At 72.0% G+C, this 21,293-nt stretch carries 20 protein-coding genes; 18 read left to right on the top strand and 2 right to left on the bottom strand.

What is annotated here, in order from left to right; translation table 11 throughout:
- Positions 1-37: 37 nt before the first annotated feature.
- Positions 38-598, top strand: coding sequence for an HIT family protein (locus ACZ4W5_RS17255; RefSeq protein ID WP_350507180.1), 561 nt, complete (start codon positions 38-40; stop codon positions 596-598).
- Positions 599-680: 82 nt separating this feature from the next.
- Here ACZ4W5_RS17255 and ACZ4W5_RS17250 read toward each other — a convergent pair whose 3' ends face one another.
- The gene (locus tag ACZ4W5_RS17250; RefSeq protein ID WP_360230139.1) at positions 681-2,327 is read right to left on the bottom strand and encodes a hypothetical protein; all 1,647 of its coding nucleotides are present in this window, start codon (positions 2,325-2,327) and stop codon (positions 681-683) included.
- A 200-nt stretch (positions 2,328-2,527) separates the two neighbouring features.
- On the opposite strand from ACZ4W5_RS17250, the gene ACZ4W5_RS17245 reads away from it, so the two are divergent.
- On the top strand, positions 2,528-2,974 hold the full coding sequence (locus ACZ4W5_RS17245; protein ID WP_360230137.1) for a thiol-disulfide oxidoreductase DCC family protein: 447 nt from the start codon (positions 2,528-2,530) through the stop codon (positions 2,972-2,974).
- Here ACZ4W5_RS17245 and ACZ4W5_RS17240 read toward each other — a convergent pair.
- Entirely contained in the window at positions 2,962-5,010 is a 2,049-nt protein-coding gene (locus tag ACZ4W5_RS17240) for an elongation factor G-like protein EF-G2 (protein WP_465655289.1), read from the bottom strand. The two genes, ACZ4W5_RS17245 and ACZ4W5_RS17240, sit on opposite strands and share 13 nt — an antisense overlap.
- 230 nt (positions 5,011-5,240) lie before the next feature.
- Here ACZ4W5_RS17240 and pgsA point away from each other — a divergent pair, with 230 nt between their 5' ends.
- The 16 genes from pgsA to ACZ4W5_RS17160 all read left to right on the top strand — a co-directional run bounded on the left by pgsA (position 5,241) and on the right by ACZ4W5_RS17160 (position 21,231).
- Positions 5,241-5,888, top strand: a complete 648-nt coding sequence (gene pgsA, locus ACZ4W5_RS17235) for a phosphatidylinositol phosphate synthase (protein WP_360230134.1) — start codon at positions 5,241-5,243, stop codon at positions 5,886-5,888.
- A 16-nt stretch (positions 5,889-5,904) separates the two neighbouring features.
- Positions 5,905-6,870 (top strand): phosphatidylinositol mannoside acyltransferase, encoded by a 966-nt coding sequence (locus tag ACZ4W5_RS17230; protein WP_465655287.1) that lies wholly within the window; start codon positions 5,905-5,907, stop codon positions 6,868-6,870.
- 41 nt (positions 6,871-6,911) lie between these two features.
- Positions 6,912-8,087 (top strand): glycosyltransferase family 4 protein, encoded by a 1,176-nt coding sequence (locus tag ACZ4W5_RS17225; protein WP_360230130.1) that lies wholly within the window; start codon positions 6,912-6,914, stop codon positions 8,085-8,087.
- A gap of 137 nt (positions 8,088-8,224) precedes the next feature.
- Positions 8,225-8,593, top strand: a complete 369-nt coding sequence (locus ACZ4W5_RS17220) for a 5-carboxymethyl-2-hydroxymuconate Delta-isomerase (protein ID WP_402485399.1) — start codon at positions 8,225-8,227, stop codon at positions 8,591-8,593.
- A gap of 43 nt (positions 8,594-8,636) precedes the next feature.
- Positions 8,637-9,182, top strand: coding sequence for a LemA family protein (locus ACZ4W5_RS17215; RefSeq protein ID WP_402485396.1), 546 nt, complete (start codon positions 8,637-8,639; stop codon positions 9,180-9,182).
- Positions 9,183-9,310: 128 nt separating this feature from the next.
- Entirely contained in the window at positions 9,311-10,222 is a 912-nt protein-coding gene (pdxS, locus tag ACZ4W5_RS17210) for a pyridoxal 5'-phosphate synthase lyase subunit PdxS (protein ID WP_360230125.1), read from the top strand.
- A 96-nt stretch (positions 10,223-10,318) separates the two neighbouring features.
- On the top strand, positions 10,319-10,936 hold the full coding sequence (pdxT, locus tag ACZ4W5_RS17205) for a pyridoxal 5'-phosphate synthase glutaminase subunit PdxT (RefSeq protein ID WP_360230123.1): 618 nt from the start codon (positions 10,319-10,321) through the stop codon (positions 10,934-10,936).
- A gap of 89 nt (positions 10,937-11,025) precedes the next feature.
- Positions 11,026-11,784, top strand: coding sequence for a YebC/PmpR family DNA-binding transcriptional regulator (locus ACZ4W5_RS17200; RefSeq protein ID WP_360230121.1), 759 nt, complete (start codon positions 11,026-11,028; stop codon positions 11,782-11,784).
- 163 nt (positions 11,785-11,947) lie between these two features.
- Positions 11,948-12,520, top strand: a complete 573-nt coding sequence (ruvC, locus tag ACZ4W5_RS17195; RefSeq protein WP_360230119.1) for a crossover junction endodeoxyribonuclease RuvC — start codon at positions 11,948-11,950, stop codon at positions 12,518-12,520.
- On the top strand, positions 12,517-13,128 hold the full coding sequence (gene ruvA / locus ACZ4W5_RS17190) for a Holliday junction branch migration protein RuvA (RefSeq protein WP_402485388.1): 612 nt from the start codon (positions 12,517-12,519) through the stop codon (positions 13,126-13,128). The genes ruvC and ruvA overlap by 4 nt, the downstream gene beginning before the upstream one ends.
- A gap of 61 nt (positions 13,129-13,189) precedes the next feature.
- Positions 13,190-14,260 (top strand): Holliday junction branch migration DNA helicase RuvB, encoded by a 1,071-nt coding sequence (gene ruvB, locus ACZ4W5_RS17185; protein ID WP_360230115.1) that lies wholly within the window; start codon positions 13,190-13,192, stop codon positions 14,258-14,260.
- A gap of 260 nt (positions 14,261-14,520) precedes the next feature.
- Positions 14,521-14,940, top strand: a complete 420-nt coding sequence (yajC, locus tag ACZ4W5_RS17180; RefSeq protein ID WP_360230113.1) for a preprotein translocase subunit YajC — start codon at positions 14,521-14,523, stop codon at positions 14,938-14,940.
- Between the two features lie 147 nt (positions 14,941-15,087).
- Positions 15,088-16,938, top strand: coding sequence for a protein translocase subunit SecD (gene secD, locus ACZ4W5_RS17175; protein WP_465655283.1), 1,851 nt, complete (start codon positions 15,088-15,090; stop codon positions 16,936-16,938).
- 4 nt (positions 16,939-16,942) lie between these two features.
- Complete coding sequence (secF, locus tag ACZ4W5_RS17170; protein ID WP_360230111.1) at positions 16,943-18,043, top strand: protein translocase subunit SecF; 1,101 nt, start codon at positions 16,943-16,945, stop codon at positions 18,041-18,043.
- Positions 18,044-18,072: 29 nt separating this feature from the next.
- Entirely contained in the window at positions 18,073-18,624 is a 552-nt protein-coding gene (locus tag ACZ4W5_RS17165) for an adenine phosphoribosyltransferase (RefSeq protein WP_360230109.1), read from the top strand.
- Between the two features lie 96 nt (positions 18,625-18,720).
- Positions 18,721-21,231 (top strand): RelA/SpoT family protein, encoded by a 2,511-nt coding sequence (locus tag ACZ4W5_RS17160; RefSeq protein WP_402485380.1) that lies wholly within the window; start codon positions 18,721-18,723, stop codon positions 21,229-21,231.
- Positions 21,232-21,293 lie beyond the last annotated feature (62 nt).

Raw genomic sequence — 21,293 nt, 5'->3', positions numbered from 1 at the left:
CTGCCCCGCGCGGCTTTGCAAGCACCTTCGGGCGAATATGCTGATCAGCATGACGACTGAGCCGGAACTGCAGCGGGGTGTCGGTGAGCCGGACGGCTTCCGCCGCCTGTGGACCCCCCATCGGATGGCGTACATCCAGGGTGAGAACAAGCCCACCGGCCCGGCTCCGGACGACGGTTGTCCGTTCTGCTCGATCCCGTCGCTGAGCGACGAGGAGGGGCTGGTCATCGCCCGGGGGAGCGCCGTGTTCGCGGTGCTGAACCTCTACCCGTACAACGGCGGGCACCTGATGGTGGTCCCGTACCGGCACGTGGCCGACTACACCGACCTCGACGAGGCGGAGACGGCCGAGCTGGCGGACTTCACCAAGAAGGCGATGACCGCGCTGCGCGCCGCCTCGGGGGCGCACGGGTTCAACATCGGGATGAACCAGGGTGCGGCGGCCGGGGCCGGGATCGCGGCGCACCTGCACCAGCACGTGGTGCCGCGCTGGGGCGGGGACACCAACTTCATGCCGGTGGTCGGCCACACCAAGGTGCTGCCGCAGCTGCTGGCGGACACCCGCAAGATGCTGGCCGAGGCCTGGCCGCAGGGCTGAGCCGGCCGGACGTGCGAAGAGGGGCCCGTCACCGGGGAGTTCCGGTGGCGGGCCCCTCTTCGCACGTCGTTCTCGTTCCCGGTCAGTCGGCGCTGAACTCGTCGACCTTGTACGGGCGGGTGCCCTGCGCCTCGGACTTGATGATCGAGGTGCGGTTCTTGAAGAACCGGTCGGCGTCCAGGTCGTGCTCCTGGAGGAACTCCAGGGTGGCGGTGTGCACCGCGTTCAGCACCGGGACGGAGGCGTTGAGGGCGTTGTCGACCATCGAGCGGTTGTTCCAGGCGGTGCCGACCCAGGAGTGCCGGAGTCCGAACGGCTCGGGCAGGACGAGGCCGCCGCCGAGCCAGCCGAGCAGGCCGGGCATCTTGTGGAAGGGGGCGCGGACGGCCTGGCGGACCACCTCGTCGTTGTCGATCAGGGGGAGCTTGACGGTGCGCTCCTCCCAGAACTTCACCGTCTTGGCGACCGACTTCTCCTTGTCCTTGGGCTTGTCGAAGAAGACGCCCTTGACCGGGCCGAGCGCGTAGCCGGCCACCGAGATGGTGAGCACGTTGGCGAGCAGGGTCACCGTGACGGTGAAGGTGATGATCAGCTTGCCGTCGTGGGTGATGAACTGGGTGGCCAGGTAGTGCCGGGGGCCGCCGGGGAAGGTCTGCTTGTCGGCGAGGCTCTGGACGGCGAAGTCGCGCATCCGCTCGCCGTCCATGTCGGCGCCGCCGGGGCGGCTGATCTCGTCGGCACCCTCGCTGATGTCGAAGACCGCCCACTGCTTGACGGCGACGTTGGGGATGCCGCTGTTGGCGACGTGGCTGATCCCGAGACCCTTGAGGTGGGCGGAGATCCGGCGGATCAGGTCCCACGGGTGGAAGGCCCGGAAGTCGGCGTGGCCCTCGGCGGGGTGCAGGGTGTCGGCCAGGCGCCACTCGCCCCAGCGGCGGCCGGCACCGAGGATGCCCTTGGGGCCGGCGTAGTGGTGGACGTTGGTCTCCTGCTCGGTGTCCAGCCGGCCGAGCTTGTCGCGCAGCTCGTTCGCCTTCTTGTCCAGGTCGTCCCGGGGGACGGCCTTGGCGACGGTGGCGGCGACGGCGCTGCCCTCGACCAGGGCCTGCCAGCGGCCGCGGAGGTCGGTGGCGGAGCGTTCGACGATCCGGCGGGCGAGGTACCAGCCGAGCACCGGGGCGAGCATGGTGATCCGCAGGTAGATGCCGAGGAAGCCGGCCGCCGGGGGCCGGAGCAGCAGGAACCCGGCCAGGACGGCGGCCGCGATCAGGGCGAGGGCACCGTAGGTGTCGGCTCCCCGGGCGTTGTCCCGCTTGAGCCAGGCACGCAGCTGGAAGGCGCCGAGCCAGATCAGGGTGCCGGGGAGGAAGAGCAGGCCGGTGACGACGGTGACGGTGCTGAGCTGCCGGTCGCGGGCGTGCCGGAGTTCCTCGGCGGCCAGGCAGTGCTCGACGACCTGGCGGGTGTCGACGCCGAAGGAGGGGACGAGGGGCTTGCGGTCGCCGCCGAGGGCGCGGGAGATCAGGGCCTTGCTGTAGGCCTCGCCGAGGTTGGGGCGGAAGAGCGCGAAGCGGCCCTTCTTCTGCTTGGCCTCGGGGACGTCGGTGACGAACTTGTCGATCTCGCCGTCGCGGTAGGCGGCGGAGGAGAGCGCCTGGGTGACGGCCGTCTGCGGGCCGGTGTCGGTCCGGGGTATCTGCGCACCCGGGGTCATGTCGAGTGTGGCCACGGTGGCGTCTGCTCCTCCCCTTGTCAGCGGCAGGTTACCGTGCCGTGGCACCCCTGCGCGGATGATCGTCTGAACTACCGTCACGAAGCGGTGCGTTCCGGCCGCACCCGGGCTCGAGGGGCATGATGCCCAGCTTCGGCCGGGTCGATACCCGCCCGGGCCGTCGGCGTGGGGGTGGAGGAGGATGGGAGGTGAAGGCGATGAAGGGGGTTGTCGTGGTGAAGGATCCGGTGCTGGTCTTCGACGGGGACTGCGCGTTCTGTTCGTCCTGCGTGCGCTGGGGGGAGCGGTACCTGCGGCAGACGCTGGCCTCGGGTGGCTGGGATTCGGTGCCGTTCCAGTTCGCGGACCTGGCGGAGCTGGACGCGGTGGCGGGCGGTCGCGGCGAGGTGTCGGCCGAGCGGGCCGAGCGCGAGGTGCTGTGGGTGACGCCGGCCGGCCGGGTGTACGGGGGCGCGCAGGCGGTGGCGCGGCTGCTGCTGCGCACCGGGGGCGCGTGGGCGTACCTGGGTGCGCTGTTGACCTTGGCGCCGGTGCGGCCGGTGGCGGGTGTGGTGTACCGCTGGGTGTCGCGCAACCGGCACCGGATGCCGGGGGGCACGGCGGCGTGCGCGCTGCCGAACCGGAAGGCCGCTCAGTCGGTGTAGCGCTCGGCCAGGGCGGCGGGCATGGGTTCGTGGCGCAGGTAGGCGCGGGAGAACTCGGCGGTGCCGTGGGTGAGCGAGCGCAGGTCGACCGGGTAGCGGACGAGTTCGAGTTCGGGGACCTCCGCGCGCAGCAGGGTCAGCCCCTGGCCACCGGTCTCGGTGCCGAGGACGCGGCCGCGGCGCGCGGAGAGGTCGCCGAGGACGGCGCCGAGGTACTCGTCGGGCAGCAGGACGCTGACGGCGGCGACGGGTTCGAGCAGGCGGATGACGGCGTGCTCGGCGGCGTCGCGCAGGGCGAGGGCGGCGGCGTTCTGGAAGGAGGCGTCGGAGGAGTCGACGGAGTGCGCCTTGCCGTCGGTGAGGGTGACCCGGATGTCGACGAGCGGGAAGCCGGTGGCGACGCCCTTGGCGAGCTGGGCGCGGACGCCCTTCTCGACGGAGGGGATGAAGTGCTTGGGGACGGCGCCGCCGACGACGTGTTCCTGGAACTCGAAGCCGGAGCCGGCCGGGAGGGGTTCGACCTCCAGGTCGCAGATGGCGTACTGGCCGTGGCCGCCGGACTGTTTGACGAGCCGTCCGTGGCCGGCGGCGGCGGTGCCGAAGGTCTCGCGCAGGGCGACCTTGGGTTCGACGGTGTCGACGTGGACGCCGTGGCGGGTGCGCAGCCGGTCGAGGACGACCTCGGCGTGGGCCTCGCCGGTGCACCAGAGGACGAGCTGGTGCGTGTCGGGGTTCTGTTCCAGCCGTAGGGCCGGGTCCTCGGCGGTGAGCCGGGTGAGGGCCTGGGAGAGCTTGTCGTCGTCGGCCTTGCTGTGGGCTTCGACGGCGATCGGGAGCAGGGGTTCGGGGAGGGTCCAGCCGTCGAGTTCGACGGGGTGGCCGGGGTCGTGGACGGTGTCGCCGGCCCGGGCGCTGGTGAGCTTGGCGGCGCAGACGAGGTCCCCGGCGACGGCGTGCGGGACGGGGCGCTGGAGCTTGCCGAAGGGGCTGGTGAGTCCGGTGACGCGTTCGTCGCCGTTCTGGTCGGCGGTGTGGGCGGGGCCGGCGAGGTGGATCCGGCTGTCGGGGCGCAGGGTGCCGGCGTAGAGGCGCAGCAGGCTGATCCGGCCGACGTAGGCGTCGCCGGTGACGCGGACGACCTGGGCGGCGAGCGGGGCGTCGGGGTCGCAGGCGGGGGCGGGGCGGGTGCGTTCGGTGGGGTTCGGGAAGGTGTGGGCGATCAGGTCGAGGAGTTCGGCGGCGCCGAGGCCGTTGTCGCTGGTGGGGACGGCGGGGTGGAGGGTGCAGTCGAGGACTTCGCGGCGCATCCCGGCTTCGAGGGAGTCGGCGTCGAGGGGGTCGCCGGAGAGGTAGCGCTCCATGAGGGTGTCGTCCTGGCCGGAGATGGCTTCGACGAGGCTGTCGTGGGCGGGGCCGGTGTCGGGGAGGGGGTCGGCGTCGCCGTAGGTGTCGCCGGTGAGGAGGTCGACGCTGCCGTCGGGGTGCCCGTCGTGGAGGACGGGCAGGAAGAGCGGGCGCAGGGTGTCCGGGCCCAGTTCGAAGGCGTCGTGGCAGCTGGTGAGGATGTCGTCGAAGCCGGCGCGGGCGAGGTCGAGTTTGGCGACGGCGATGGCGCGGGGGATGCCCTCGGCGGCGCACTCGCGCCAGAGGGCGCGGGTGGGGGCGGTGACCGGGTCGGTGGCGGAGACCACGAAGACGGCGGCGTCGGCGGCGTGCAGGGCGGCGCGCAGGTCGGCGGCGAAGTCGGGGTGCCCGGGCGGGTCGATCAGGTTGATCTTGACGCCCTTCCACTCGAGGGGGAGCAGCGAGAGCTGGACGGAGCGTTGCTGCTGGTGCTCGATGTCCTCGTGGTCGGAGACGGTGGTGCCGTCGGCGACGCGGCCGGGGCGGCCGGTGGCGCCGGCGGCGAGGGCGAGGGATTCGGCGAGGGTGGTCTTGCCCACACCGCTGGAGCCGACGAGGACGACGTTGCGCAGGTCCGTGGGGCCGGTGACGGCGGGTGCCTGGCCGGCTCGTGCGGTGCTGCGGTCGGGCATCGGGGTCTCCTCCCGTGGCGCCGAAGCTGTCCTTGGCAGTTTAGGGTCGGGGCCTGTCGGGCGCGTGTCGTGCGGGGGGTCGTGGCCGGGGGGCGTCCGGCGGTGCGTGCGTCGGAGCGTGTCCCGGGCGTGGCTACGATGGGTGCGCCGGGCGGGCTCATTCGTCCGGCCGTCTGCCGCGTGTGTTGCGCCAGGCGGGTACCTGGGAGATCGGAGCGGCTGGGAAGGCCATGCTCAACAAATACGCGCGTGCCTTCTTCACACGTGTTCTGACCCCGTTCGCCGCGTTCCTGATCCGGCTGGGCGTGAGCCCGGACGCCGTGACGCTGATCGGTACGGCCGGTTCGGTGGCCGGTGCGCTGGTGTTCTTCCCGCGCGGGGAGTTCTTCTGGGGCACCATCACGATCACGCTGTTCATCTTCTCGGACCTGGTGGACGGGAACATGGCCCGCCAGCTGGGCCGGACCAGCAAGTGGGGCGCCTTCCTGGACTCCACGCTGGACCGGGTCGCGGACGCGGCGATCTTCGGCGGTCTGGCCATGTGGTACGCGGGCAAGGGCGACAACGACCTGCTCTGCGCGGTGGCGATCTTCTGCCTGGCCAGCGGCCTGGTGGTGTCGTACACGAAGGCGCGGGCGGAGAGCCAGGGCCTGCCGTGCGACGTGTCGGGGCTGGTGGAACGGGCCGAGCGGCTGGTGATCAGCCTGGTGGCGGCCGGGGTGGCCGGTCTGCACGTGTTCGGGGTGCCGTACGTGGAGTGGCTGCTGCCGGTGGCGCTGTGGCTGGTGGCGGCGGGCAGCCTGGTGACGGTGGTCCAGCGGATGGTGACCGTGCGCCGTGAGGCGTTCGAGGCCGACCGAGCGGCGGCCGGGAGCTGATGGGGGGCGTTCTGCGGTGACGGACCGACTGGTGTACTGGGCGTACGCGCTGGGCTGGGCGGTGTTGAAGCACCTGCCGGAGCCGGTGGCGCGGTGGCTGTTCGACCGGCTGGCGGACTACGCCTGGCGTCGTCGCGGGCCGCGGGTGCGGCAGCTGGAGGCGAACCTGCGCCGGGTGCGTCCGGGCCTGCACGAGGCGGCGCTGCGGCGGTTGTCGCGGGCCGGGATGCGCTCCTACCTGCGGTACTGGATGGAGTCCTTCCGGCTGCCGGTGTGGAGCCGGGAGCGGGTCCTGCGGGACGTCCAGGTGGACGGCTACGAGCACCTGCGGGAGGTGCTGGACTCCGGGCGGGGCGCGGTGGTGGCGCTGCCGCACATGGGCAACTGGGACTTGGCGGGCACCTGGATAGCGCAGCTGGGCCACCCCTTCACGACGGTCGCGGAGCGGTTGAAGCCGGAGCGGCTGTTCGACCGGTTCGTCGAGTTCCGGGAGGGGCAGGGCATGGAGGTCCTGGCGCTGTCCGGCGGCGGGGTGAACGTGATCGGCACGCTGGCGCGGCGGCTGCGCGCGGGCAAGCTGGTGTGCCTGGTGGGGGACCGGGACCTCTCGGAGGCCGGGATCGAGGTGTCCTTCTTCGGTGAGGCGACCCGGATGCCGGCCGGGCCGGCGGCGCTGGCCCAGCGCACCGGCGCGGCGCTGCTGCCGGTGACGCTCTGGTACGACGGTCCGGTGCTGCGGGGGGTCATCCACCCGGAGGTGCGGGTGCCGGAGGAGGGCGACCGCAAGGCGCGGACGCTGGCGATGACCCAGGCGATGGCCGACGTCTGGCAGAAGGGGATCGGCGAGCACCCGCAGGACTGGCACATGCTGCAGAAGTTCTGGCTGGCCGACCTGCCGGCCCGTGAGACGGTGCGGGGAGAGTCCGCGGCGGTGCGCGCCGCCGCCGTGAAGGAGCCCGCCACCGAGGCCTCCGGCGCCTGAGTCCGGCCCGTACGACTGCCCGAAGGAAGCTTGAGGAACCCGTGAAGATCGGCATCGTCTGCCCGTACGACTGGGACGTCCCCGGCGGGGTGCAGTTCCACATCCGGGACCTCGCCGAGCACCTGATCGGTCTGGGGCACCAGGTGTCGGTGCTGGCGCCGGCCGAGGACGACGAGGCGCTGCCGCCGTACGTGGTCTCGGCGGGGCGGGCGGTGGCGGTGCCGTACAACGGGTCGGTGGCCCGGCTGAGCTTCGGCATCCTGTCGGCGGCCCGGGTGCGGCGGTGGCTGCGCGAGGGGCGCTTCGACATCCTGCACGTGCACGAGCCGGCCTCGCCGAGCCTGTCGATGCTGGCGGCCTGGTCGGCGACCGGGCCGATGGTGGGCACCTTCCACACCTCGAACCCGCGCTCGCGGGCGATGATCGCGGCCTCGCCGATCCTCCAGCCGGGGCTGGAGAAGATGCGGGCCCGGATCGCGGTGTCGGAGTACGCCCGGCGGACCCTGGTGGAGCACCTGGGCGGGGACGCGGTGGTGATCCCCAACGGGGTGGACGTGGGGTTCTTCGCGGAGGCCGAGCCGGACGAGCGGTGGACGGGCGGTGCGGCGGCGGGGGAGCCGGGCACGATCGGCTTCATCGGCCGGATCAACGAGCCGCGCAAGGGCCTGCCGACGCTGCTGGCGGCGCTGCCGCGGATCCTGGCGGAGCGGCCGGGGGTGCGGCTGCTGGTCGCCGGCAAGGGCGACGAGGAGGAGGCGGTGGCCGGCCTGGCGCCCGAGGTGCGCGCGCAGGTGGAGTTCCTGGGCATGGTCTCGGACCGGGAGAAGGCCCGGCTGCTGCGCAGCGTGGACCTGTACGTGGCGCCGAACACCGGTGGCGAGAGCTTCGGGATCATCCTGGTCGAGGCGATGTCGGCGGGCGCCCCGGTGCTGGCCAGCGACCTGGACGCGTTCAAGCAGGTGCTGGACGGCGGGGACGCCGGGGAGCTGTTCCCGGTGGAGGACGCGGACGCGCTGGCCCGTACGGCGCTGCGGCTGCTGGGGGACCCGGGGCGGCTGGAGGAGCTGCGCAAGGCGGCCTCCCGGCACGTGCGGCGGTTCGACTGGTCGACGGTCGGCGCGGACATCCTGGCGGTGTACGAGACGGTGACGGCCGGGGCGGCGGCGGTGGTCGAGGAGGACGAGCGCAGCGCTCCGAGCCGAAGGACGCGCCGGTGACGAAAGCGAGGGGCGAGTCATGGGCGGCGCGGCCGGTTCGGCCTGGCCCGGGACTGACGGCCGGGGCGTGGGTGGCGCCCGGTGTCGGTGGGGTTAGGGTCGGGCCGACCGCACCACTGTGACCCCTGGGGGAAACGATGCCGCAGATCTCCGTCGACTACTCGTCCGGCCTGGCCGGGTCCTTCGAGCGCCGGGCGCTGGGCCTGGCGATCAACCGGCTGGCGGAGGAGACGATCGACGCCAAGCCGGGGTCCTGCAAGACGCTGTTCCGGCAGAGCGAGGACCTGGTGGTCGGCTCCGACGGGCCGGTGGGTGACGCCCAGGTGTACGTCGAGTTCCAGGTGTTCCCGGGCCGTACGCCGGAGGCGAAGGCGGCGCTGAGCGAGGGCGTGCTGGCGCTGCTGGCGCAGCACGTGCGGCCGGCGCCCGGGACGCGGCTGTTCACCGCGGTGAACATCGCGGACATCGACCGGGAGAGCTACCGCAGCGGAGTCGTCCAGGGCTGACACCGGGCGGGTCGGCCGGTGACACCCGGTAACGTAGCGGTCCGTGACTACCTGGATCTGGGCCGGCGTGGCCGTGGTGCTGTTCGGCATGTACCTGAGTTGGACGGCCGGCCGTCTGGACCGGCTGCACGCCCGGATCGACGCCGCGCGGGCGGCGCTGGACGCGCAGCTGGTCCGACGGGCCTCGGTGGCGATGGAGCTGGCGACGTCCTCGCTGCTGGACCCGGCGGCCTCGCTGCTGCTGCTGGACGCGGCGCACGCGGCCCGGCAGGCCGATGACGAGCAGCGCGAGGTTGCGGAGAGTCAGTTGAGCCTGGCGCTGCGGGCGGTGTTCGAGGAGTCGGAGCAGGTGGCGGCGCTGGTCGCGGAGCCTGGGGGCGACGAGGCGGTTCGTGATCTGACGGCCGCGGTGCGGCGGGTGCCGATGGCCCGCCGGTTCCACAACGACGCGGTGCGGGCGGCGCGGGCGGTGCGGGAGCACCGGCTGGTGCGGTACTTCCGGTTGGCGGGCAAGGCGCCGTTCCCGCTGGCCTTCGAGATGGACGACGCCCCGCCGCCCGCCCTTACGCCCGAGGGAGCGCCTGCTTAGGCTGTCCTCGGATACGGCCCGTTTGTCGCATCCCGTCGTCCGGGCTGGACTTGGTGGCGCATGGTTGGGCCATCCGATCTGCCTACCATAGGGCGATAGCACTGGTTAATCTTCGAGTGAGGTCTCACGTGTCCACCACCCCCACCACCGCAGACCAGCCGCAGATCGGTACCGCCCGGGTCAAGCGCGGCATGGCCGAGCAGCTCAAGGGCGGTGTGATCATGGATGTGGTCAACGCCGAGCAGGCGAAGATCGCCGAGGACGCCGGCGCGGTGGCCGTCATGGCGCTGGAGCGGGTTCCGGCCGACATCCGCAAGGACGGCGGCGTGGCCCGCATGTCCGACCCGAACATGATCGAGGAGATCATCGAGGCGGTCTCCATCCCGGTGATGGCCAAGTCCCGCATCGGGCACTTCGTGGAGGCCCAGGTCCTGCAGTCGCTGGGTGTCGACTACATCGACGAGTCCGAGGTGCTGACCCCGGCCGACGAGGTCAACCACTCCGACAAGTGGGCCTTCACCACCCCCTTCGTCTGCGGTGCCACCAACCTGGGCGAGGCCCTGCGCCGCATCGCCGAGGGTGCGGCCATGATCCGCTCGAAGGGCGAGGCCGGCACCGGCAACGTCGTCGAGGCCGTCCGCCACCTGCGCCAGATCAAGAACGAGATCGGCCAGCTGCGGGCGCTGGACCACAACGAGCTGTACGCCGCCGCCAAGGAGCTGCGCGCCCCGTACGAGCTGGTCAAGGAGGTCGCCGAGCTCGGCAAGCTGCCGGTCGTGCTGTTCTCCGCCGGTGGCGTGGCCACCCCGGCCGACGCCGCGCTGATGCGCCAGCTGGGCGCCGAGGGCGTCTTCGTCGGCTCCGGCATCTTCAAGTCGGGCGACCCGGCCAAGCGTGCCGCCGCCATCGTGAAGGCCACCACCTTCTTCGACGACCCGAAGATCATCGCGGACGCCTCCCGCAACCTGGGCGAGGCCATGGTCGGCATCAACTGCGACACCCTGCCGGAGACCGAGCGCTACGCCAACCGCGGCTGGTAACCACCCCCGCCCTTCGCCCGGCCCGCCGCAGCGCCTCGGTGTGCGGCGGGCCGCGCCGCGTCCTTCCGTAGTAACGATCGATAGAGGTTGAAGACCGTGAGCACTCCAGTCATCGGCGTCCTCGCCCTCCAGGGCGACGTCCGCGAGCACCTGGTGGCGCTGGCCGAGGCCGACGCGCTGGCCCGTCCGGTGCGCCGCGCCGAGGAGCTGGCCGAGGTCGACGCGCTGGTGATCCCCGGCGGGGAGTCCACCACCATGTCCAAGCTGGCCCTGCTGTTCGGCGTGATGGAGCCGCTGCGCGAGCGGGTCGCGGCCGGCATGCCGGTGTACGGCACCTGCGCGGGAATGATCATGCTGGCCGACAAGATCCTCGACGGCCGGGAGGACCAGGAGAGCGTCGGCGGCATCGACATGACGGTGCGCCGCAACGCCTTCGGCCGGCAGAACGAGTCCTTCGAGTCCGGCCTCGCCTTCAAGGGCCTGGAGGAGCAGCCGGTGCACGGCGTCTTCATCCGCGCCCCCTGGGTCGAGGCGGTCGGCGCGGGCGTCGAGGTGCTGGCGGAGCTGCCCGGCGCCGACGGCCCGGAGAGCCGGATCGTGGCCGTGCGCCAGGGCAACCTGCTGGCCACCTCGTTCCACCCGGAGCTCACCGGCGACCACCGCGTGCACGCCTACTTCGTGCGGATGGTCGAGGAGCACCTCGCCGCCCGCTAGGCGGTGGTGGCCGTGTGCGTCCCACCGGTGACGACACCGGTAAGATCTCAGCTGTTTCATTTCCATTTGGCGACGTAAAGGAGCTGGCGATGTCCGGCCACTCTAAGTGGGCTACCACCAAGCACAAGAAGGCCGTGATCGACGCCAAGCGCGGCAAGCTCTTCGCCAAGATGATCAAGAACATCGAGGTGGCGGCGCGTACCGGCGGTCCCGACCCGGCGGGCAACCCGACCCTCTACGACGCCATCCAGAAGGCGAAGAAGAGCTCGGTCCCGATCGACAACATCAACCGCGCCGTCAAGCGCGGTGGCGGTCTGGAGGCCGGCGGCGCCGACTACCAGACCATCATGTACGAGGGCTACGGCCCGAACGGTGTCGCCGTCCTGATCGAGTGCCTCACCGACAACCGCAACCGCGCGGCCTCCGACGTGCGCGTCGCGATGACCCGCAACGGCGGCTCGATGGCCGACCCGGGCTCGGTGTCGTACCTGTTCAACCGCAAGGGCGTCGTGATCGTCCCCAAGGCCGACGGCGTGGACGAGGACAAGCTGTTCGAGGTCGTCCTCGACCAGGAGCCGGAGGAGATCAACGACCTCGGCGACTCCTTCGAGATCGTCTCCGAGGCCTCCAAGATGGTCGCCGTGCGCACCGCGCTGGTGGACGCCGGTGTCGACTACGACTCGGCCGAGGCCAACTTCCTCCCGAGCATGCAGGTCGAGCTGGACGTCGAGGGCGCCCGCAAGATCCTCAAGCTGATCGACGCGCTGGAGGACAGCGACGACGTGCAGAACGTCTTCGCCAACTTCGACATCTCCGACGAGGTCGGCGCGCAGCTCGACTCCGAGTGACCCGGCGTCGCCCGTACGTCGGTGAGTGATCGTTCTCACTGCCCGGCCCGGTGGTCCCAGGACCGCCGGGCCGGTGTCGTCGGCGGGGTTGTCGGACCCGGGCGGTAGCCTTCGCGAAGGCCGCTCGCCGTGAGTGGCGGATCGGCGAGGGACGGGGCGTGGCGTGCGGGTGCTGGGTGTTGACCCGGGGCTGACCAGGTGCGGGGTCGGCGTGGTCGAGGGCACGCCGGGCCGGCCGCTGCGGATGGCCGGGGTGGGCGTGGTGCGCACACCGGCCGACGCCGAGATCGGGCAGCGGCTGCTGCTGGTGGAACAGGGGCTGGAGAGCTGGCTGGACGAGCACCGGCCCGACCTGGTCGCGGTCGAGCGGGTCTTCGCCCAGCACAACGTCCGCACCGTGATGGGCACGGCCCAGGCGAGCGCGGTCGCGATGCTCTGCGCCACCCGGCGCGGCATCCCGGTCACCCTGCACACCCCCAGCGAGGTCAAGGCCGCCGTCACCGGCTCGGGCCGGGCGGACAAGGCCCAGGTCACGGCCATGGTGCAGCGCCTGCTGCGGCTGGACGCCCCGCCCAAGCCGGCGGACGCGGCCGACGCGCTGGCACTGGCGATCTGCCACATCTGGCGCGGCGGGACGACCAACCGGCTGCAGGCCGCGGCCCAGGCCGCCGCCCAGGCCGCCCGCTCCGGGCCCGCGCAGGGCCGCCCCTTCTCCGTGAAAGGCAGTAGTCGGTGATCGCCTTCGTGCAAGGACCGGTGGCGGCCATCGCCTCCGGCATCGCGGTGGTCGAGGTAGGTGGGGTCGGCATGGCCGTCCAGTGCACCCCGAACACCCTGGCCGGCCTGCGGCTCGGTGAGCCCGCCCGGCTGGCCACCTCGCTGGTGGTCCGGGAGGACTCGCTGACCCTGTTCGGCTTCGCCGACGACGACGAGCGGGCCGTGTTCGAGATCCTCCAGGCCGCGCCCGGCGTGGGCCCCAAGCTGGCGCAGGCGATCCTGGGCGTGCACAGCCCCGACGCGCTGCGCGCCGCGGTGGCGGGCGGGGACGAGAAGGCGCTGGTCGCGGTGCCGGGCATCGGCAAGGCGAAGGCGGCCAAGCTGCTGCTGGAGTACAAGGACAAGCTGGGCGCCCCGCACGGCGCGGTGCCCGCGCAGAAGCCGATCGCCACCGGCCCCGCGCCGTGGAGCGAGCAGCTGCACGCCGCGCTGACCGGCCTCGGCTACGCCCCGCGCGAGGCGGACGACGCGGTCGCCGCCGTCGCCCCGGAGGCGGAGGCCCAGCAGACGCCGGACGTCGGCGCCCTGCTGCGGCTGGCCCTGCGCGGCCTCAACCGCGCCCGCTGAATCCACCTGACGACCTGTCCGCTTGTCGACACCGACACCGGAGACTCTGGAGCCCGCGAGGATGTACGACTCGGAACCCGCCGACCGGCTGGTGACCGCCGCCGCCGACGGCGAGGACCAGGCGGTCGAGGCCGCGCTGCGCCCCAAGGCGCTGGACGAGTTCATCGGCCAGGAGCGGGTGCGCGAGCAGCTCTCCCTGGTGCTCCAGGCGGCCCGCCAGCGCGGCAGCGCGCCCGACCACGTGCTGCTGAGCGGCCCGCCCGGACTGGGCAAGACCACCCTCTCCATGATCATCGCCGCCGAGCTGGGCGCCCCGATCCGGATCACCTCCGGCCCGGCCATCCAGCACGCGGGGGACCTCGCGGCGATCCTCTCCTCGCTCACCGAGGGCGAGGTGCTCTTCCTCGACGAGATCCACCGGATGTCCCGGCCGGCCGAGGAGATGCTCTACATGGCGATGGAGGACTTCCGGGTCGACGTGATCGTCGGCAAGGGCCCGGGCGCCACCGCCATCCCGCTGGAGCTGCCGCCCTTCACCCTGGTCGGCGCCACCACCCGGGCCGGGCTGCTGCCGCCGCCGCTGCGCGACCGCTTCGGCTTCACCGGGCACATGGAGTTCTACGCCCCGGCCGAGCTCCAGCGGGTGGTGCACCGCTCGGCCGCGCTGCTGGACGTCGAGATAGACCCGGCCGGTGCGGCCGAGATCGCCGGGCGCTCGCGGGGCACCCCGCGCATCGCCAACCGGCTGCTGCGCCGGGTCCGCGACTACGCCCAGGTCCGGCACGACGGCGTGGTCAGCGCCGGGATCGCCGCCCGGGCGCTGGACGTCTACGAGGTGGACGCCCGCGGCCTGGACCGGCTGGACCGCGCGGTGCTGGACGCACTGCTCCGGCTGTTCGGCGGTGGCCCGGTCGGCCTGTCGACCCTCGCCGTCGCGGTGGGGGAGGAGGCCGAGACGGTCGAGGAGGTGGCCGAGCCCTTCCTGGTCCGTGAGGGCCTGCTCGCCCGCACCCCGCGCGGCCGGATCGCCACCGCCGCCGCCTGGCAGCACCTGGGCCTGACCCCGCCGGTCCAGACCACTCGGGGCAGCGTGCCGCCCCAGCCGGAGCTGTTCCGGCCGGACGGAAGTTGACCGCTCTCGGCCGAACGGGTGAGACCTGGCCGTCGGTTCCCACCCCTCCCCGGTGCGGTGCCCCGGGGAGGGGGCAGGGGAGAAGTCCCGGGAATCGGTGCAGGCGGAGGGTCGCCACTTTCGGCGGCAGGATGCGATGCTTGGCGTTGTCCGATCAGTTCGGGGTCGCCTAGACTCCGCCGGACCGCCCCTCTCACCTGACGGGCCGACCCATACCACACAGGCCGCCGGCCGGCGGCCCGTAAAGGACCCTGGCTGCTGTGAACCTCATCATCCTCCTCCTCCCGATCATCGCGATCGTGCTCATGTTCCGGTCGCAGAAGAAGCGCCAGTCGCAGATGCAGCAGATGCAGACGTCGCTGGAGCCCGGGGCGGGGGTGCGCACCATCGGCGGCCTGTACGCCCAGGTGAAGGCGGTCAACGACGAGACCGTCGAGCTGGAGCTCGCGCCCGGCGTGGTCTCCCACTTCACGAAGAGCGCCATCGCGGCCGTCCTGGACCCCCAGGAGTACGACGCGATCATCAACGGTCGTCCCGCCGACGACGAGCTGTCCGAGCCGGAGGCCGAGGACGCCGACGCCGCGCCGGTCGAGGACAAGCCGCTGACGCTCACCAAGGACAGCGCCGAGAAGGGCGATGTCAAGGGGGATGTCGAGGGCGGGGCTCCCGCGAGCAAGTAGTACGGCCGGGCAACCCGCCCGGTCGCGCGGCGCAGTGCCGCGAGCCCACAGGACCTCAGGGCCGCAGACCCGCCATGCCCCCGTTCCGCCACGAGCCGGACGGGGGTCCGGTCGGCGAAGTGGCATGGACAGGGAGAAACGAGCAAGGTGGCAACACCCAAGTCGCGCCCGCGCGACGGCTACCCAGGGCGGGCGCTGGCCCTCATCCTGGTCGTCACCGTCGGACTGGTCGCCCTCATGTTCGGGACGGGCAACACCAAGCCCCGGCTCGGTATCGACCTCGCAGGCGGCACCAGCATCACGCTGACCGCGAAGTCGAAGGATCCCAAGGCGATCAACAAGGCGAACATGGACATCGCCGTCGGGATCATGGAGCGCCGCGTCAACGGGATGGGTGTCTCCGAGGCGGAGGTCCAGACCCAGGGCTCTGACACGATCATCGTGAACATCCCCAAGGGCGGCGACAAGCAGAACGCGGCGGACCAGGTCGGGACCACCGCGCAGCTGTTCTTCCGTCCGGTCCTGGCGGTCGCGCCGAGCGGCTTCACCCCGCCCGTGCCCACCGGCACCCCGTCCGCGGGCGCCTCGGGCACCCCGAGCGCCGCCCCGTCGGGCAGCGCGACCCCCACGGCCGGTGCGAGCGGCTCCGCGAGCCACGCACCCACCGCGTCCGCCAGTGCGAGCGCCACCAAGCAGGGCCGCTCCGTCGGTGAGGCCCTGGCCGCCGAGGGCTCCTCCCCGAGCGCCGCCGCCACGGGCGTCAGCGGCACCCCGTCCGCCCCCGCCACCGGGTCGGCCGCCCCGTCCGCCTCGGGCACCCCGAGCGCCCAGGCCACCCAGCCCAGCGCCGCCGACGTGTCCGCGGCGATGACCCAGGGCACCGTGCCGCCGGAGCTGGCCGCCGCGTTCGCCAAGCTCGACTGCACCAAGCCGGAGGAGCGCGCGGCGCAGACCGGCGCCGTGGACAAGGCCGTCGTCGTCTGCTCGCAGAAGCCCGTCAAGGGCGGCTACTACGAGAAGCTGGCGCTCGGCCCCGTCGCGGTCAAGGGCTCGGACGTCTCCAAGGCGCAGCCCAGCCTCGACACCCAGACGGGTGCCGGCTGGCAGGTCCAGCTGCAGTTCAACGGCACCGGCACCGACGCCTTCACCAAGGTCACCGGCCAGCTCGCCTCCCAGACCCCGCCGAACAACCAGTTCGCGATCGTGCTGGACAACCAGGTCGTCTCGCACCCGCAGGTCAACGGCCCGATCCCCGGCGGCAGCGCGGTGATCACCGGCCAGTTCAGCCAGGCCGAGGCGCAGGACCTCTCCAATGTGCTGAGCTACGGCGCCCTGCCGCTGGAGTTCAACAAGGGCGACGTCACCACCGTCTCCCCGGCGCTCGGCAGCGACCAGCTCAAGGCGGGTCTGGTCGCCGGCGCGATCGGCATGCTGCTGGTGGTCGCCTACTCGCTGATCTACTACCGCGGCCTCGGCCTGGTCTCGATCGCCGGTCTGGTCGTCTCGGCGGCCCTGACCTACTCGATCATGAGCCTGCTCGGCGGCGGGATCGGCTTCGCGCTGAACCTGCCCGCGGTCTGCGGTGCGATCGTCGCGATCGGCATCACCGCCGACTCCTTCATCGTGTACTTCGAGCGCATCCGCGACGAGGTCCGCGAGGGCGCCCCGCTGCGCCCGGCCGTCCAGCGGGCCTGGCCGCGGGCCCGACGCACCATCCTGGTCTCGGACTTCGTCTCCTTCCTCTGTGCCGCGGTGCTCTACGTGGTCTCGGTCGGCAAGGTCCAGGGCTTCGCGTTCACCCTGGGTCTGACCACCGCGCTGGACGTCGTGGTGATCTTCCTCTTCACCAAGCCGATGATCACGCTGCTGGCCCGGCGGAAGTTCTTCTCCGACGGCCACCCGTGGTCCGGCCTGGACCCGAAGCGGCTGGGCGCCCGCCCGCCGCTGCGCAGCACCCGTCGTCGTAACCCCTCCTCTGCCGCCGTGAAGGAGGCCTGACACCGTGTCGCGCTTCTCCAATCTGGGTCACCGGCTCTACCAGGGCGAGGTCAGCTTCGACTTCGTCGGCCGCCGCAAGCTCTGGTACTCGATCTCCGGCGTGATCGTGCTGGTCGCGGCGATCGGCCTGGCGATGGGCCTGCACCTGGGCATCGAGTTCAAGGGCGGCTCGGTCTACACCGTGACCAAGCCGGGCCTGACGGTCTCCCAGGCCCAGGACACCGCCGACGGGATCGTCTCCTCGCACCCGCTGGTGCAGTCGACGGACAACGACAAGATCCGCATCCAGGTCAGCACCGACGAGACGAAGAGCTCGGACGAGATCCGCTCGCAGCTCTCGCAGAAGCTCGGCGTGCCGCTGGACACCGTCGAGGCCCAGGTGATCGGCCCCAGCTGGGGCAAGCAGATCTCCAACAAGGCGCTCACCGGCCTGGTCGTCTTCATGGTCCTGGTGACGGTCTACCTGGCGATCGCCTTCGAGTGGCGGATGGCGGTGGCCGCCCTGGTCGCCCTCATCCACGACCTCCTGATCACCATCGGCGTCTACGCCCTGGTGGGCTTCGAGGTCACCCCCGGTACGGTGATCGGCTTCCTGACCATCCTCGGGTACTCGCTCTACGACACGGTCGTCGTCTTCGACACCGTGAAGGAGAACGCCAAGGGGATCACCAAGCAGAACAAGCTCACCTACAGCGAGGCGGCCAACGCGGGCCTCAACCAGACCCTGGTGCGCTCGCTCAACACCACCGTGGTGGCGCTGCTGCCGGTCGCCGCGCTGCTGTTCATCGGTGGCGGCCTGCTGGGCGCCGGCACCCTGAACGACATCTCGCTCGCGCTGTTCATCGGCCTCGCGGCCGGTGCCTACTCCTCGATCTGCGTCGCCACCCCGCTGCTGGCGCAGCTCAAGGAGGAGCAGCCGGAGATGAAGGCGCTGCGCAAGCGCGTCCTGCAGCACCGGGCCGCCGCGGCGGCCAAGGGCGAGGCCGCCGATGCGACGGCGTCGGACGAGGGTGCGGAGGACGACCAGCCTGCGGGTATGGTCGGTCAGCGCGGCCGGTCGGCCGGCACCACGCGTGCCAAGGGCCGTCCGTCCACCAAGCGCTGAACCGCACCCGACCCTGAGGACAGAACACCGTGACCACCGCCGACACCGCACTGGCCGAGCTGCTGAACAGCCGGATCCGGGACGTCCCGGACTACCCGAAGCCGGGTGTGCTGTTCAAGGACATCGCGCCGCTGCTCGCCGACGCCGAGGCCTTCGGCGCCCTCACCCGGGCGCTGGCGGACCGGGCGCTGGAGCTCGGGGCGACCAAGGTGGTGGGCCTGGAGGCGCGCGGCTTCGTGCTGGCGGCTCCGGCGGCCTTCGCGGCCGGGCTCGGCTTCGTGCCGGTCCGCAAGGCCGGCAAGCTGCCCGGCGAGGTGTTCCGGCGCTCGTACGAGCTGGAGTACGGCTCGGCGACGCTGGAGGTGCAGTGCGACGCCTTCGCGCCCGGTGAGCGGGTGCTGGTGGTGGACGACGTGCTGGCCACCGGTGGCACCATCGGTGCCTCGCTGGACCTGGTGAAGGAGGCCGGCGCCGAGCTGGCGGGCGTTGTGGTGCTGATGGAGCTGGGCTTCCTGGACGGCCGCGAGCGGCTGTCCGGGCACCTGGGCGACGCCCCGCTGGAGACGCTGGTCACGGTCTGAGAGGCAGGACGGAAGGACGGCGGTCGGATCATCCGACCGCCGTCCTTCCGCTTTCGGGCCCGGCCCGATGAACACCGGGCCGCCCGGCTCGGTACCATGAAGATTCATCCCCTCCCGGTTGTGCCCGGACCGCACGGGCCTCGGCGGGGGTCGGCCCCGGTGCCCCGAGGAGTGTCCTTGCCCGACGAGGTTGTGCCCACGGCCGCAGCGGCCGCCCCCGAGAACCGCCCCACGCCCTCGGGGGCCACCCCGGCACGCCCGACGCCGGCCTCCTCGCGCCAGCTCGCCCCGCTCGGCCGCGGCTCCGGCAGCGGGATGCGCGCCCGGCTGGCCCGCCTCGGCGGCCAGCGCTCCAGCGTGCTGAACCCCGTCCTGGAGCCGCTGTTCCGCTCGATCCGGGCGAACGACCCCAAGGCCGACCCGGCGCTGCTGCGCGACATCGAGCGCGCCTACGCCGTCGCCGAGAAGTGGCATCGCGGGCAGAAGCGCAAGAGCGGTGACCCCTACATCACCCACCCGTTGGCGGTCGCGACCATCCTGGCCGAGCTCGGCATGGACGCCCCGACCCTGATGGCCGGGCTGCTGCACGACACGGTCGAGGACACCGACTACGGCCTGGAGACCCTGCGCAAGGACTTCGGCGACTCGGTGGCCCTGCTGGTCGACGGCGTCACCAAGCTGGACCGGGTCAAGTTCGGCGAGGCCGCGCAGGCCGAGACCGTCCGCAAGATGGTCGTCGCGATGGCCAAGGACCCGCGGGTCCTGGTGATCAAGCTCGCCGACCGCCTGCACAACATGCGCACCATGCGCTACCTCAAGCGGGAGAAGCAGGAGAAGAAGGCCCGCGAGACGCTGGAGATCTACGCCCCGCTGGCGCACCGGCTGGGCATGAACACCATCAAGTGGGAGCTGGAGGACCTCGCCTTCGCGATCCTCTACCCCAAGATGTACGACGAGATCGTCCGGCTGGTCGCCGAGCGCGCCCCCAAGCGGGACGAGTACCTGGCGACCGTCATCGACCAGGTCCAGGCGGACCTGCGCGGCGCCCGGATCACCGCCTCCGTCACCGGCCGGCCGAAGCACTACTACTCGGTCTACCAGAAGATGATCGTCCGGGGCCGGGACTTCGCCGAGATCTACGACCTGGTGGGCATCCGGGTCCTGGTCGACACCGTCCGCGACTGCTACGCGGCGCTGGGCACCATCCACGCGCGGTGGAACCCGGTGCCGGGGCGGTTCAAGGACTACATCGCGATGCCCAAGTTCAACATGTACCAGTCGCTGCACACCACGGTGATCGGTCCCGGCGGCAAGCCCGTCGAACTGCAGATCCGTACCTTCGACATGCACCGGCGGGCCGAGTACGGCATCGCCGCGCACTGGAAGTACAAGCAGCGCGCCGTCGCCGGGGCCTCCAAGGTCCGCACCGACACCCCGACCCAGGTCCGCAAGGACGACAAGGCCGGCGCCGTCAACGAGATGGCCTGGCTGCGGCAGCTGCTGGACTGGCAGAAGGAGACCGCCGACCCGGGCGAGTTCCTGGAGTCGCTGCGCTTCGACCTGGCCAGCAACGAGGTCTTCGTCTTCACCCCCAAGGGTGACGTGATAGCCCTGCCCGCCGGCGCCACCCCGGTCGACTTCGCCTTCGCGGTGCACACCGAGGTCGGCTACCGGACCATAGGGGCCCGGGTCAACGGCCGGCTGGTGCCGCTGGAGTCGACGCTGGAGAACGGCGACACCGTCGAGGTGTTCACCTCCAAGGCGGAGAACGCCGGACCCTCCCGGGACTGGCTGGGCTTCGTCAAGTCCCCGCGCGCCCGCAACAAGATCCGCGCCTGGTTCTCCAAGGAGCGCCGCGAGGAGGCGATCGAGCACGGCAAGGAGGCGATCGTCCGGGCGATGCGCAAGCAGGGCCTGCCGATCCAGCGGATCCTGACCGGCGACTCGCTGGTCACCCTGGCCCACGAGATGCGCTACCCCGACATCTCCTCGCTCTACGCCGCCATCGGCGAGGGGCACGTCGCGGCGCAGAACATCGTCCAGAAGCTGGTCCAGGCGCTGGGCGGCGAGGAGGGGGCCACCGAGGACCTCGCCGAGACGGCCACCCCGACCCACGACAACCGGCGGGCCGTGCGCCGCCGGGCCAAGGGCGACCCGGGCGTGATCGTCAAGGGCGTCGAGGACGTCTGGGTCAAGCTGTCCCGCTGCTGCACCCCGGTGCCGGGCGACCCGATCGTCGGCTTCGTCACCCGCGGCAACGGCGTCTCGGTGCACCGCGCCGACTGCGTCAACGTCGAGTCGCTGAGCCAGCAGCCCGAGCGGATGATCGACGTCGAGTGGGCGGCCACCCAGTCCTCGGTCTTCCTGGTGGCCATCCAGGTCGAGGCGCTGGACCGCTCCCGGCTGCTCTCGGACGTCACCCGGGTGCTCTCCGACCAGCACGTCAACATCCTGTCGGCGGCGGTCCAGACCTCCCGGGACCGGGTGGCGATGAGCCGCTTCACCTTCGAGATGGGCGACCCGAAGCACCTGGGCCACGTGCTCAAGGCGGTTCGGGGCGTCGAGGGCGTGTACGACGTCTACCGGGTCACCTCCGCCCGCAAGTGAGGCACGGCGCATGAGGAAGGCCCCCGGGGAGCACCCCGGGGGCCTTCGCCGTTCAGCGGGCC

This window comes from Kitasatospora sp. NPDC029367 (assembly GCF_055569135.1).
This window is presented reverse-complemented; position numbering and strand designations above follow the sequence as displayed.

Coding starts and splice junctions, on each gene's coding strand:
- ACZ4W5_RS17200 (WP_360230121.1), top strand. CDS start 11,026: ATGTCCGGCCACTCTAAGTGGGCTACCACCAAGCACAAGAAGGCCGTG.
- ruvB (WP_360230115.1), top strand. CDS start 13,190: ATGTACGACTCGGAACCCGCCGACCGGCTGGTGACCGCCGCCGCCGAC.
- ACZ4W5_RS17220 (WP_402485399.1), top strand. CDS start 8,225: ATGCCGCAGATCTCCGTCGACTACTCGTCCGGCCTGGCCGGGTCCTTC.
- ACZ4W5_RS17160 (WP_402485380.1), top strand. CDS start 18,721: ATGAAGATTCATCCCCTCCCGGTTGTGCCCGGACCGCACGGGCCTCGG.
- ACZ4W5_RS17245 (WP_360230137.1), top strand. CDS start 2,528: ATGAAGGGGGTTGTCGTGGTGAAGGATCCGGTGCTGGTCTTCGACGGG.
- pgsA (WP_360230134.1), top strand. CDS start 5,241: ATGCTCAACAAATACGCGCGTGCCTTCTTCACACGTGTTCTGACCCCG.
- ACZ4W5_RS17255 (WP_350507180.1), top strand. CDS start 38: ATGCTGATCAGCATGACGACTGAGCCGGAACTGCAGCGGGGTGTCGGT.
- ACZ4W5_RS17240 (WP_465655289.1), bottom strand. CDS start 5,010: ATGCCCGACCGCAGCACCGCACGAGCCGGCCAGGCACCCGCCGTCACC.